At 71.5% G+C, this 12,635-nt stretch carries 12 protein-coding genes; 8 read left to right on the forward strand and 4 right to left on the reverse strand.

Features of this window, described 5'->3' with window-relative positions; translation table 11 throughout:
* Window positions 1-25: 25 nt before the first annotated feature.
* Both OG936_RS20045 and OG936_RS20050 read right to left on the reverse strand, forming a co-directional pair.
* On the reverse strand, window positions 26-1,432 hold the full coding sequence (locus tag OG936_RS20045; protein WP_406496395.1) for a zf-HC2 domain-containing protein: 1,407 nt from the start codon (window positions 1,430-1,432) through the stop codon (window positions 26-28).
* A complete protein-coding gene (locus OG936_RS20050) occupies window positions 1,429-2,022 on the reverse strand; it encodes an RNA polymerase sigma factor (RefSeq protein WP_406496397.1) in 594 nt (197 codons plus the stop codon). Before OG936_RS20050 ends, OG936_RS20045 begins: the two co-directional genes overlap by 4 nt.
* A gap of 278 nt (window positions 2,023-2,300) precedes the next feature.
* On the opposite strand from OG936_RS20050, the gene OG936_RS20055 reads away from it, so the two are divergent.
* Both OG936_RS20055 and OG936_RS20060 read left to right on the forward strand, forming a co-directional pair.
* Window positions 2,301-2,675: an STAS domain-containing protein gene (locus tag OG936_RS20055; protein ID WP_383758595.1), complete on the forward strand. Its 375-nt coding sequence runs from the start codon at window positions 2,301-2,303 to the stop codon at window positions 2,673-2,675.
* 48 nt (window positions 2,676-2,723) lie between these two features.
* On the forward strand, window positions 2,724-3,245 hold the full coding sequence (locus OG936_RS20060) for an EF-hand domain-containing protein (protein ID WP_406496398.1): 522 nt from the start codon (window positions 2,724-2,726) through the stop codon (window positions 3,243-3,245).
* 89 nt (window positions 3,246-3,334) lie between these two features.
* Here OG936_RS20060 and OG936_RS20065 read toward each other — a convergent pair whose 3' ends face one another.
* The gene (locus tag OG936_RS20065; RefSeq protein WP_406496399.1) at window positions 3,335-4,879 is read right to left on the reverse strand and encodes a class I adenylate-forming enzyme family protein; all 1,545 of its coding nucleotides are present in this window, start codon (window positions 4,877-4,879) and stop codon (window positions 3,335-3,337) included.
* A gap of 149 nt (window positions 4,880-5,028) precedes the next feature.
* Between OG936_RS20065 and OG936_RS20070 the strand changes: the two genes are divergently transcribed.
* The 4 genes from OG936_RS20070 (at window position 5,029) to OG936_RS20085 (ending at window position 9,424) form a co-directional block, all read left to right on the forward strand.
* Window positions 5,029-6,228 carry an amidohydrolase family protein gene (locus tag OG936_RS20070; protein ID WP_406496401.1) on the forward strand — a complete coding sequence of 400 codons (1,200 nt, stop codon included), beginning with the start codon at window positions 5,029-5,031 and terminating at the stop codon, window positions 6,226-6,228.
* Window positions 6,229-6,262: 34 nt separating this feature from the next.
* A complete protein-coding gene (locus OG936_RS20075) occupies window positions 6,263-7,417 on the forward strand; it encodes an acyl-CoA dehydrogenase (protein ID WP_406496402.1) in 1,155 nt (384 codons plus the stop codon).
* Between the two features lie 7 nt (window positions 7,418-7,424).
* Complete coding sequence (locus OG936_RS20080; RefSeq protein ID WP_406496404.1) at window positions 7,425-8,426, forward strand: acyl-CoA dehydrogenase family protein; 1,002 nt, start codon at window positions 7,425-7,427, stop codon at window positions 8,424-8,426.
* A 506-nt stretch (window positions 8,427-8,932) separates the two neighbouring features.
* Entirely contained in the window at window positions 8,933-9,424 is a 492-nt protein-coding gene (locus OG936_RS20085) for an ATP-binding protein (RefSeq protein ID WP_406496406.1), read from the forward strand.
* 78 nt (window positions 9,425-9,502) lie between these two features.
* Here the strand turns inward: OG936_RS20085 and OG936_RS20090 are convergent, their stop codons facing one another.
* On the reverse strand, window positions 9,503-10,429 hold the full coding sequence (locus OG936_RS20090; protein WP_406496408.1) for a cyclase family protein: 927 nt from the start codon (window positions 10,427-10,429) through the stop codon (window positions 9,503-9,505).
* Between the two features lie 83 nt (window positions 10,430-10,512).
* Here OG936_RS20090 and OG936_RS20095 point away from each other — a divergent pair, with 83 nt between their 5' ends.
* Together OG936_RS20095 and OG936_RS20100 are read left to right on the forward strand one after the other, a co-directional pair.
* Entirely contained in the window at window positions 10,513-11,445 is a 933-nt protein-coding gene (locus OG936_RS20095) for an SDR family oxidoreductase (protein ID WP_406496409.1), read from the forward strand.
* A 136-nt stretch (window positions 11,446-11,581) separates the two neighbouring features.
* Window positions 11,582-12,631, forward strand: coding sequence for a Zn-dependent alcohol dehydrogenase (locus tag OG936_RS20100; protein WP_406496411.1), 1,050 nt, complete (start codon window positions 11,582-11,584; stop codon window positions 12,629-12,631).
* Window positions 12,632-12,635: the final 4 nt, after the last annotated feature.

Genomic DNA, 12,635 nt, shown 5'->3' on the forward strand with positions numbered 1-12,635 from the left:
GGGGAAGCCGGACGGCAGGGAGCTCCTACAGCCTGCTCAGGGACGCCGCCGCGAACAGCACGTCGCGGATCGCCTCGCGGTCGCCCTCCTGACCGGCCGCCGCCTCCACCGGAGGCACGTGTCCGGCCACCAGCTGGCAGAACTCGACGCCGTCCAGCGCGATCTGCGCCACCGCGTGGGCGGCCGAGCCGACCGCGGCGGGGGAGTCCAGCGGGATGTACCAGTCGCCGCCGCCCGTGCCCTCGATCTCCAGATGCAGCGAACGGCCCGGTGAACCCGCCGTCACCAGATGGCGGGCCGGGCCGGCCAGTCCCGACCTGCGACGCTCGGCGAGGGCGGCCGGGACGAGCCGGGCCGCCAGGTCGATCATCCGGTGGAGATGGGCGGCGGACGGCGCCTCGTACGGATAGTCCACCGCACTCGCGATGTCACCGCCGTGCACCCAGCATTCGAAGGCCCGGTCCAGCAGCGCGTCGTGCATCGGAAGGGCGAAGTCGCCGTACGAGACGGAAAGTTCGGCGACGCCGCGGCCGGCGAAGGACACCGTGCGGATGAGGGTGTGGCTCTGCCCGCGCCACGGTTCGTGGATCGCGCGGGTGGGCGGCCGGTGGGCCGCGGACCAGTACTTCTCGGTGCGTGCGGTGGGCGGGAGCGGCCAGGCGTCGCCCCGGCCCGTGGTGCCGTCGCCGAGCGGTACGTCGAGGCCGAGGGCGGCGGCGACCAGCCCGTCGACGGTCATGAGATGACCGATGACACCCGCGAGCGTCGTCTTGCGGCTGACCTCCCTCTCGCCGTCGAACCATCTCAGCCGCAACGGGGCGTGCCACTCCGAGCCGCCTATGTCACGCAGCAGCGCGTCGAGCCGCGCGGTCTCCGCGTCGTACGGAGCGGCCCAGTCCGGTACCGGGATCCTGGCCGGACGGCGGCTCAGACAGGTGTCGATGACCCGGGAACGCAGCGTCGGATCGAGGTCCAGACTGCGGTCGGTCTGCAGCAGTCCGACCGCGTCGCGCAGCCGGAGGGCCTCGTCGGCACAGGCGGCGCACTCGGTCAGATGCGCCTCGACGGCCTCGGTCTCCTCCGCCGAGCAGGCGGCCAGCGCCCAGGCGCCGAGGAGGGCCTTGAGGACGCGGTGGGGGAGCATCAGGGCCGGTGCGGCGGGCGGGTCCGAGGGGGCGGGTGAGCCCGGTGGGTCCGGTGGTGCCACGGCGGATTCCGGTTCCGGTGTCGTCGGCCGCGGGGTCGGCCGCGAGGACTGGGGTTGAGGCTCGGTCGGGGGAACGGACGGCGGCAGGGGTACGGCGCCGAGGTCGAAGTCGTCCGCGGCGGCCCGCGGTCCCGGTATGCGCCGTGCGCCCCGCACCTCGTCGCCGCGTCCGCCGTCCTCGGGGCGGGCGCCCTCGTGTCCGTTCGCGTCGTCGTCACCGCTCACAGCGACCGTCCGTATCCGGGTGGCGAGGACCCCTCCAGTGGGCGGGTGTGCGCGGTGGAGAGCAGTTGGAGCCCGAGCCGCAGCCGGCGGCGGGCCTCGTCCTCGGTGACCCCGAGGTCGGCCGCGGTCTGCCGGTAGTCCCGGCGCTGGACGTACGCGAGCTCCAGCGCGGCCCGCAGCGGGGCGGGCATGGACGTGACGATGTAGTCGGCGCGGGCGGCGGTGGTGGCCCGGCGCACCCGGTCCTCCAGACCGGCGGGGGAGGCGGCCCCGGAACGCTCGCCCGTACCGTCCTGGAGGCTGTCCGCCTCCTCGCGCAGCCGACGCACGGACTGGCGGTGCGTGAGCCGGGCCACCCAGGAGCGCATCGAACCCTGCTTCGGGTCGTACGCGTCGGGGTTCTCCCACACGTAACCGAAGACCTCGCGGGTCACCAGGTCGGCGGCGGTTTCGTCGTCGAGCATCCGGTGGGCCTGGCTGTGCACGAGCGCGGCGAACCGGTCGTAGAGCTCGCCGAGCGCGGCCGCCTCACCGCGTGCCAGCCGCTGCTGCATCTTGCGGTCCCAGCGGGGTGGTGCGTTTCTCGCCATGCGACCCCCAGCCCTGTTCCCCTCGTCACATCGAATGTAGTCGGCGGCACCGGCCATGTACGTCCCTTTACGGCAAGTAGGTCCTTGAAGAGGCTGGAGATGATAGGGAATGGGCCCTCCACGGATGACGGGATCGGACCCGAATCGATCATTTCGGTCCGAACCCGGCCGAGTCTGTCGAGCGGTGCGGTGTTTCATGGCTCTGCGGCGTGGGCAGCCGCGAGGGGGAACGGAAACTTCCGGATCGTCGGAATCCCCGGAACGAGAGGCCCAGTCGCGTGACACTGAAGGTGGCCGAGACCGTGCAGGACGACTGGACGGTGCTGCGTATACGCGGCGAACTGGATCTGGTGTCGTCGCCCGTCGTGCGCCAGTCCGTCCATGAGGCGGTCGCCACCGGCCGCCACGACGTGGTGCTCGACCTCTCCGAGGTCCTGTTCTGCGATTCCAGCGGCGTCGGCGTGCTGATCGCGTCCCGCCGTCTGATGCGCTCCTGCGGGGGCCGGCTGCGGCTGATCCTCCCGGCCCGCGGCGCGGAAGAGGGCTCCCACGTCAACCGGGTGCTCGCCGCCCTCGGCGTGCGCCGGCTCTTCGACGTCTACCCCGACCGGTACGCGGCCGTCGACGACGAGGCCGAACCGCTCTCGGCGTGAGTGCGCGTAAGTAGCACGTGGCGCCGGTCGGCGTCGTACGCTCCCCGCATGGACAGCGCAGAGTATGAGCGCAAGGTCGCCTTCCGCTTCGCCGCCTTCGACCAGGACGGCAACGGATACATCGATCGCGCGGATTTCAGTGCCGCCGCGGCCCGTCTGCTCGCCGAATTCGGTACGACGGCCCGCTGCGACAAGGGCCAGGCGCTCTACACCGGGGCCGAAGCGCTCTGGCAGGGCATGGCGGGCATCGCGGACGTCGACGGGGACCAGCGCGTCACCCGTGAGGAGTTCGTGGGCGGAGCCGTGAAACGGCTGCGCGACAACCCCGAGCGCTTCGCGGAGATCGCCCGCCCGTTCCTGCGCGCCGCGCTCGCCGTGGCGGACCGGGACAACGAGGGCGCGGCCTTCGTACCCGCCGTGGAACGGGCGCTCCGGGTGCTGGGCGCCACCCCGCAGACGGCGGCGTTCGCGGCGCGGAGCCTGGACGCGGACCACGAGGGCAAGGTCGCCGAGGACGCGGCGGTGGCGGCGTTCGCCGGCTACTTCACGGTGATCGCACCGGAGGCGTAGCCGGGGCCGGGGCAGCCGGAGCAGGCCCGGTCCCGTCCGGCGGTCGTCGTGCGGCGGACCGCACCGGCGGCCGCCCCGTCCGGGGCGTCTCAGGAGAACTGTTCGCGCAGCCGGTACTTGAGCACCTTCCGCAGTGCCTCGTTGCGCGGCAGCGCGGCCACCACCTCCAGCTGTTCCGGCAGCTTGTGCACGGAGAGCCCCTCCGCGCGCAGGTACCCCGTGATGTCCGGCAGTGTCAGCGGGGCCGTCCCCGCCGGCTGTTCCACGACCGCGCAGACGCGTTCGCCGCGCTCCGGGTCAGGGAGCCCGATCACCGCCGCGTCGCCGACGCCCGGGTGCCGGTGCAGCAGGTCCTCTATCTCCTTGGCGGAGATGTTCTCGCCCTTGCGGATGATGATGTCCTTCAGCCGGCCGGTGAGCACCAGGTGCCCGCTCGCCTCGACATGGCCGACATCGCCGGTGATCAGGAACCCGTCCGCGTCGAAGGCCGCCGCTGTCGCCGCCGGGTCCAGATAGCCCGAGCAGACGGCCTCGCCGCGCAGCCGTACCTCGCCGTCGGTGCCGTACGGCAGTGGTTTGCCGTCCTCGTCGGTGATCCGTATCTCCATGCCCTCGGGCGGCCGGCCCTCCGTCCCGGCGAGGTGCTCCACCGTGTCGTCCGGGGCGCCCATCGTGATCATGGGGACCTCGGTCATCCCGTAGCCGTGGGTGAGCTGGACGCCCATCTCCCGCACCACCGCGTGGTAGATCTCCGGCGGCTTCGGCGCCCCGCCGCCCGCCAGCAGCCGCAGCGTGGGGATCAGATTCCGCTCCGGCGCCTTGCGCTGCTCGGTCAGGAACATCGAGTAGAACGCCGTGGACCCGCCCGCGACCGTCACCCCGTGACGCCGGTAGCCCGCCAGTGCCTCCGGCATCGTGAAGTGCTCGAACAGGACCGCGGGGAACCCGTACAGCAGCAGCATCACCGCGTAGTCCGGCCCGCCGACATGGGCGAACGGGAACGCCACCGAACCGACGTCGTCGGCCGACAGGTGCAGCGCGTGGGCCAGGCACGAGCCGCCCGCGATCAGGCTGCGGTCGGTGTGCAGGACGCCCTTCGGGTCGGAGGTCGTCCCCGAGGTCCAGTAGATCCAGCGCACCGCCGTGCCGTCGGCGGGCGGCGGCGGCAGCACGGACGGGTCGCCGTCCGGCAGCGACTCGTACGCCTCGAAGACCAGCGGCGGACGCTCGGCCTCCGCCGCCAGCCGCCGCGCCATCGCCGTGTGGTCGAAGCCGCGCCAGGTGCCCGGCACGGCGAAGAAGCCGGCCTTCGACTCGCGCAGCGCGAACCCCGCCTCGCGGTCCCGGTAGAACGGGATGACCGGCGACTGCACGGCCCCGATCCGGGTCAGCGCGAACGACAGCAGCACGGTCTCGATCCGGGTCGGCAGCTGCCAGGCGACGACGCCGCCGGGGCGCACGCCCATCCCCCACAGCCCGGCCGCGACCCGCTCGCCGCGGCTGCGCAGCTCCCCGAAGGTCAGCGTGCGGTCGTCCTGGATCAGGAACGGGCGGTCCGGGGTCAGGGCGGCCCGGCCTTCGACGAGCTCCCAGAAGGTGCCCGATGCGCTCAGCGCGTGTGCGGTCTCGTTCACGGCGAACCCCTCGCAGCTGACGGATAGTCAGATAGTGCGGAGAGCGTAGAGCGCTGCGCCTTGTCGGTCCAGGGGTGCGGGGCTAACCTGTGCCGAAACTGAATCTGACGAACCATCAGATACTTTCAGTGTGCGCCGAAGGGGACACCATGACGTCAGCGGAACTGCCTCGGATCGTCAGCGTCGACGACCATGTGATCGAGCCGCCGCACCTCTTCTCGACCTGGCTGCCCGCCAAGTACCGCGAGAGCGGCCCGCAGCCGCTCACCGCGGGCATCGGGGAGCTGGCGTACACGGGGGGCAAGTACGTCATCACGATGGACCCCGACGGGCCGCCCACCGACTGGTGGATCTACGAGGACCTGAAATTCCCGTACAAGCGGAACATCGCCGCCGTCGGCTTCGACCGCGACGACATGACGCTGGAGGGGATCACCCGGGCCGAGATGCGGCCCGGCTGCTGGGACCCGGCCGAGCGGCTCAAGGACATGGACCTCAACCACGTCGAGGCGAGCCTCTGCTTTCCCACCTTCCCGCGCTTCTGCGGCCAGACCTTCGCCGAGGCGCACGACAAAGAAGTCGCGCTCGCCTGCGTCCGCGCCTACAACGACTGGATGGTGGAGGAATGGTGCGGCGACAGCGGCGGCCGGCTCATTCCGCTCTGCATCATCCCGCTCTGGGACATCGGCCTGGCGGTCGCGGAGATCAAGCGGAACGCGGCGCGCGGCGTACGGGCGGTGACCTTCTCCGAGATCCCCACCTACCTCGGGCTGCCGTCCATCCACACCGGCTACTGGGACCCGTTCTTCGCGGTCTGCCAGGAGACCGGCACGGTCGTCAACATGCACATCGGGTCCAGCTCGCAGATGCCCGCCGCCTCACCGGACGCCCCGCCCGCCGTGCAGGCCAGCCTCTCCTTCAACAACGCCATGGCCTCGATGATGGACTTCCTGTTCAGTGGAGTCCTGGTGAAGTTCCCCCGGCTGAAACTCGCCTACAGCGAGGGCCAGATGGGCTGGATCCCGTACGCCCTGGAGCGCGCCGACGACGTCTGGGAGGAGCACCGGGCCTGGGGCGGGGTGCGCGATCTGATCCCCGAGCCGCCGTCCACGTACTACTACCGGCAGATGTTCTGCTGCTTCTTCCGCGACAAGCACGGGGTCGCCTCGCTCGACGTCGTCGGCCGGGACAACGCCACCTTCGAGACCGACTACCCGCACGTCGACTCGACCTTCCCGCACACCAAGGAGGTCGCCCTCGACCACGTCAAGGGACTGGACGACGAGACCGTCTACAAACTGATGCGCGGAAACGCGATCCGGATGCTCGATCTGGACCTCGACAAGTAGGCGCGCGGCAGATCTCGGGTACCCGGAGGAAGAAGTGGATCTCGCGTACACGGAGGAAGAAGAGGCGTTCCGGGCACGGCTGCGCGAGTGGCTGGCCGCCGTGCTCCCCGCACTGCCCGCGAAGCCCGGCCCCGACGACTGGCCGGGCCGCCGCGCGTACGACACCACCTGGCAGCGGATGCTGTACGACGCGGGCTACGCGGGCCTGCACTGGCCCGTCGACGCGGGCGGGCGGGGCGCCACTCCGACCCAGCACCTGATCTTCCTGGAGGAGACGGAGAAGGCCGGCGCCCCGTACGTCGGCGCGAACTTCGTCGGGCTGCTGCACGCCGGGCCGACGATCGCGGCCGAGGGCACCGCCGTACAGCGGGCCCGCTGGCTGCCGCCGGTGCTGCGCGGCGACGAGATCTGGTGCCAGGGGTTCAGCGAACCCGACGCCGGTTCGGACCTCGCCTCGCTGCGGACCCGGGCGGTGCGCGACGGTGACGACTACGTGGTGAGCGGGCAGAAGATCTGGACCTCGCACGCGGAGGTCGCCGACTGGTGCGAGCTGCTGGTGCGCACGGACCCGGCGGCGCCCAAGCACCGCGGGATCAGCTGGCTCGCGATGAGGATGGACGCTCCCGGTGTCACCGTCCGCCCGCTGCGCACCCTCGCCGGGTCCACCGAGTTCGCCGAGATGTTCCTCGACGAGGTGCGGATACCGGTCTCGCACCGCGTCGGCGCGGAGAACGACGGCTGGCGGGTCACCATGGTCACCCTCTCCTTCGAGCGCGGTACGGCCTTCGTCGGCGAGGTCGTCGCCTGCCGCCGCACCCTGACCGCCCTGGCCGCCGAGGCACGGGCGAACGGCCGCTGGGACGACCCGGTCCTGCGCCGCCGGCTGGGCAGGCTGAACGCCGAATTCCGGGCGCTGTGGCGGCTCACCCAGTGGAACGTCAGCGAGGCGCAGCGCAGTGGGGGAGTGCCGGGGACGGGCGGCTCGGTGTTCAAGCTGCGCTACTCGCAGGCCCGCCAGGAGCTGTACGAGGCGGCCGCTGAGGTGCTCGGCGCGGACGGCGCCGATCTGGACCGGGAGTGGGTCCTGGACCGGCTCTCCTCTCTCTCGTACACCATTGCCGCGGGCACCTCGCAGATCCAGCGGAACATCGTGGCCGAGCGGATCCTCGGCCTGCCGAAGGGGCGGTGAGCGGACGGTGGACTTCCAGCTCTCGGACGACCAGCGGGCTCTGCGGACGGGGATACGGGAACTCCTCGCCGGACGCTTCGGCAGGGACCGGATGCGGGCGGCCCTCGACGGCGGTACGGGCGTCGACCGGGCCCTGTGGCGGGAGCTCGGCGAAGCCGGGTTCTTCGCGCTGCGGCTGCCGGAGACGGCGGGCGGTGTCGGGCTCGGCCTGCCCGAGTCGGTCCTCCTCTTCGAGGAGGTGGGGCGGTCGCTGCTGCCCGGACCGCTGATCGCCACCCACCTCGCCGCCGGTGCGGTGAAGGGGGCGGCACAGGGCGAGGCGTTGATCGCCGCACTGGACGCCGGGCGGCCGGTCGCGCACCTGGGCGACGCGGACGGGCTGCTCGTGCTCGGGGCGGGGGACGCGGGGTCCGGGGCCGGGTCGGGGGCGGGGTCGGGGTCCGGGCCCTGGGATGCCCCGGGCCCGGCCGACGGGATCCTGCGCGATGTCGTACGGATACGGGAGGCGGCCGAGCCCGTACGGTCGCTCGACCCGTTCACGCCCCTGTGGCGGGTCACGGGCCGCGTCGGCGCCGTCGAGCACCTGCCCGGCGGGGCGCTGCGCGCCGAGGGTGCCCTGCTCGCCGCCGCCGAACAGCTCGGCAGCGCCGCGCGTACGACCGAGATGGCCGTCCAACACGCCGGTGAACGTGAACAGTTCGGATCGCCGATCGGGTCCTTCCAGGCGGTCAAACACCTGTGCGCAGGGATGCTGGTCCGCACCGAGCTGGCCCGCGGCGCCGTCTACGCGGCGGCCGTGACCGCGGACCGGGTCGAGATCGCCGGCGCCAAACTGCTCGCCGACGACGCGGCGGTCCGCAACGCGCGCGACTGCCTCCAGGTGCACGGCGGGATGGGCTTCACCTGGGAGGCAGACGTCCATCTGCACCTCAAGCGCGCCTGGCTGCGCTCGGGCCAGTGGCTGACGGCGGCGACGGCCGAGGAGGCACTTGCGGCCGACCTGTGCTGATCCCGGACGGGTCCCGTGCGGCTTTCCGCCGCACGGCGGCGGGGAGCCGCGCGGGACAAGCGGGCCGCTGAGCCTCACGCAGCGGAGTTACGCAGCGCAGTCGGCCGACTCCGGATCCGGGTTGTGTCCTTTGCGTGATTCGTCACGGGGTGGAGTCGGCGCCGGGCTCGGGTACCCTCCGTTGGATGCGACAGGATCTGGAACCGGGTAATCCGGGTGTTGCCCGTGCGGCGGCTCCGGTCCGGAAGAGATGCCCTGATCGCCTTCCACGCAGAAGCGCCGAGCCTGCCCGGAGGGCGATCCCCACGGCCTCGATGCGCCTCTGTTCGACTTCCCGCAGCGCGCGTCGCACAGTATGTACCACGCGTACTCCTTCGCGCTGGAATATGCCCGAAGCGCTTGTTGCGGTGACTGTACGTCAACCATGCTGTCTCGTAAGGGAATCACGTTCCGTGACCCTGAGGAGGCGCGAGGCGATGTGTCCGCCGGTTCGGATGGTGTGAGCGGTGCAGGTGCTTCAGGTTCAGCTGGAGGTCGGGCCGGATCCCGCAGAGGTCGGGCGGGCCCGCAGATGGGCGCGATCGAGACTGGTCGGGTCCGGGATACGAGACGACGAGCCGCTGGCCGAGACGCTCATCCTGCTGATCTCGGAGCTGGTCACCAACGCGGTGGTCCACACCGGGTGCCCGGCCGTGCTGCGCGTGCTGTTCGGCACGGCGGGGACGGCGGGGACCGTACGGGTCGAGGTGGCCGACGCCAGCTGCCGCCCGCCGCGGCAGCGCCACGCGGAGGGTGAGGACACCGGCGGCCGGGGCCTGGAGCTCGTCGACGGCCTCGCCGACCGCTGGGGCTGGCAGCCGGAGGGCGCGGGCAAGCGCATCTGGTGCGAGGTCGACCGGGACGCCCCGCTGATCCAGGCCGTGCCGGGCGTTCACGGTGCGGGCGATGCGGACCTCGGGGCACGCAAGACGTCGCACGCTGTGACGAATCCCGCATAAAGGTCAAAGCGGCTGGATAAAGGTTAAAGCAGCCGATTCGGCGCCGATCCGAGCGGTCCGGCGCCGGTCCGAGCGTCTTCAGAGGATGGCGACGGGGGCGACCGGGGTGCCGGTGGCGCCGACGAACGGCTCCGGCATCGCGGAGAGCAGAAAGCTGTAGCGCCCCTCGTCCGCACAGGCTGTGGACAACGTTTCCAGGTTCCAGTTCTGGCCCTGCAGCATGCCCATCTCGACCAGGTCCAGCGCGTGCACCGCCAGCCACAGATCCTCGATCTCGGGCGGGAAGATCTCGAAGGTCAGGGTGTCGTTGGCGACCGCCGCCACATCGCGCGCCCGGAACCACTCGGGCGTCCGGATCGAGAGGCCGGGCGACGGATAGCCGTACGCCTGCTTGTCGCCCGCCAGGTAGACCTGCACCTGCCCCGTCCGCACGAGCACGATGTCACCGGCCCGGACCCGGACCCCCGCCAGATCCTCGGCCGCGTCCAGGTCCTCCGGGGTGACGGCGTGGTCACCGGGCAGCCTTTCCAGACCGTGGGCGCGGGCCACATCGAGCAGTACCCCGCGCGAGACGATGTGCGGCGCCTTGTCGATTCCGCTGAACCGCGCTCCGTCGTGGGCGGTGATCGTGGCGGCCGGGCGGCCGTTGTAGATCTTCCCCGAGTGCGAGGCATGGGTGAGGGCGTCCCAGTGGGTGGCCGTCTGGAGGCTCAGGACCGCCGTGTCGTCGCTGGTGGCGACGGTGCCGGGGCCGAAGAGCTCCTGATTGATCTGGACCATGGTGTGCAGCGGATTGATCCGCCCGGGGATCAGTCCGCTCTGGACGCCGTCCTGCTGGAGAGGCAGCGCGAGCGGCACGCGCAGCCCGGTGCGGACGGCGCCGGCCGCCTCCCGTACGACCGCGTCGGTGATCAGATTCAGCGTGCCGATCTCGTCGTCGGTGCCCCAACGGCCCCAGTTGTTCACCCGCTTGGCGATGTCGTGGAACTCGGCCGGCAGTGACATGGAGCCTCCCGGGGCTTGTGTTCGTGGACCTCATGGCCCATAAAATCTAACGGTCCGTCAGAAACCGCGGGAAGGGGCCGGACATGGGGAACTTCTTGGCAGGCAAAGTGGTGGCCGTGACCGGAGCCGGGCGGGGCATCGGGAGGGCGGTCGCGCTCGCGGCGGCGGCCGAGGGGGCGAGAGTCGTCGTCAACGACTACGGCGTGTCCATCGAGGGCGGCGAGCCGAGCAGCGAGATAGCCGAGTCCGTCGTCAAGGAGATCGAGGCGGCGGGCGGTACGGCGGTGGCCGTCGCCGACGACATCTCCACGATGGCGGGCGGGCAGCGGATCGTGGACACGGCGCTCGCGCAGTACGGGCGGATCGACGGGGTCGTGTGTGTGGCGGGCATCCTGCGGGAACGGATGTTGTTCAACATGTCCGAGGAGGAGTGGGACCCGGTGGTCGCCACACACCTCAAGGGCACGTTCACCGTCTTCAGGGCCGCCTCGGCGGTGATGCGGAAGCAGGAGGACGGCGGCACACTGATCGGCTTCACCAGCGGCAACCATCAGGGCAGCGTCGCCCAGGCCAACTACAGCGCCGCGAAGGGCGGGATCATCTCGCTGGTACGGAGCGCGGCGCTCGGCCTGCACAAGTACGGCGTCACGGCGAACGCCGTCGCACCCGTAGCCCGTACCCGGATGTCCGCCAACGTGCCGATGGAACTCAAGGAGATCGGCGAGCCGGAGGATGTGGCGGCGCTCGTCGTCTACCTGCTCAGCGAGCGGGCCCGCAAGGAGAAGATCACCGGCCAGGTGTACACGATCGCCGGCCCGAAGATCGCGGTCTGGGCCCAGCCGAGGGAGCTGCGGGCCGGGTACGCGGACGGGGCCTGGACCCCGGAACGGATCGCGGACTTCCTGCCGGGGACGGTGGGCTCGGACCCGATGCCGATGCTGGCACGGCTGGAGGAGATGGCCGAGGCGGCCGCGGCGAAGGCACGGCCGAACAGAACAAGCTCCTCCGGCCGGTGAGGAGCGGGGGGCTCAGGGACGGAGCCCCCTTCCGGCCATGGCGGTTCACCCGGTCCGACGCCCTCCACGGCGGCTCGGACGAGATCCAGCGGAACATCATCGCCGAGCGAGCGCTCGGCCTACCGAGGGAGCCGAGATGAGAGGCGTCGTCTTCGACGGCATACGGACCGAGGTCGTCGACGATCTGGAGATACGCGATCCGGGCCCCGGCGAGGTGCTGGTGGCGGTGGCCGCGGCCGGACTGTGCCACAGCGATCTGTCGGTGATCGACGGGACGATTCCGTTCCCGTCGCCGGTGGTGCTCGGGCACGAGGGCGCGGGCGTGGTCGAGGCGGTCGGCGCGGGCGTCGGCCATGTGGTGCCCGGTGACCATGTGGCGCTGTCGACGCTGGCCAGCTGCGGGGCGTGCGCACAGTGCGACCGGGGCCGGCCGACGATGTGCCGCAAGGCGATCGGGATGCCTGGGCGGCCGTTCTCACTGCGGGGCGAGCCGCTGTACCAGTTCGCGTCCAACTCGGCCTTCGCCGAACGGACCCTGGTCAAGGCCGTGCAGGCGGTGAAGATCCCCACGGACCTGCCGTTCACCTCGGCGGCCCTGATCGGCTGCGGGGTGGTGACGGGAGTCGGAGCCGTACTCAACCGGGCAAAGGTCGACCGGGGCGACTCCGTCGTGGTGATCGGCACCGGCGGCATCGGGCTCAACGTCATCCAGGGCGCCCGGATCGCGGGCGCCCTGACGATCGTCGCCGTCGACGCCAACCCGGCGAAGGAGGCGGTGGCACGGCAGTTCGGCGCGACGCACTTCCTCACGTCGGCCGACGGCGTACGGGAGATCCTGCCGAGCGGCGCCGATCACGCCTTCGAGTGCGTCGGCCGTACGGAACTGATCCGTACTGCGGTCGACCTGCTGGACCGGCACGGCCAGGCGGTCCTGCTGGGCGTCCCCGCGGCGACGGCGGAGGCCTCGTTCCTCGTCTCGTCGCTGTTTCTGGACAAGTCGATCCTGGGCTGCCGGTACGGCTCCTCGCGCCCGCAGCGGGACATCGCGCTCTACGCGGAGCTGTACCGGGAGGGCAGGCTGCTGCTGGACGAACTCGTCACCGAGACCTACCCGGTGGAGGACTTCGCCAAGGCGGCGGACGACGCGCAGCAGGGGCGCGTGGCGCGGGGCGTGCTGGTGTTCTAGCGCC

The organism is Streptomyces sp. NBC_00846 (assembly GCF_045207325.1).
GTDB lineage: Bacteria > Actinomycetota > Actinomycetes > Streptomycetales > Streptomycetaceae > Streptomyces.

Excerpts from the sequence above, each read along its gene's own strand:
- OG936_RS20050 (WP_406496397.1), bottom strand. The coding sequence starts at position 2,022 with ATGGCGAGAAACGCACCACCCCGCTGGGACCGCAAGATGCAGCAGCGG.
- OG936_RS20060 (WP_406496398.1), top strand. The coding sequence starts at position 2,724 with ATGGACAGCGCAGAGTATGAGCGCAAGGTCGCCTTCCGCTTCGCCGCC.
- OG936_RS20070 (WP_406496401.1), top strand. The coding sequence starts at position 5,029 with ATGACGTCAGCGGAACTGCCTCGGATCGTCAGCGTCGACGACCATGTG.
- OG936_RS20090 (WP_406496408.1), bottom strand. The coding sequence starts at position 10,429 with ATGTCACTGCCGGCCGAGTTCCACGACATCGCCAAGCGGGTGAACAAC.
- OG936_RS20095 (WP_406496409.1), top strand. The coding sequence starts at position 10,513 with ATGGGGAACTTCTTGGCAGGCAAAGTGGTGGCCGTGACCGGAGCCGGG.
- OG936_RS20100 (WP_406496411.1), top strand. The coding sequence starts at position 11,582 with ATGAGAGGCGTCGTCTTCGACGGCATACGGACCGAGGTCGTCGACGAT.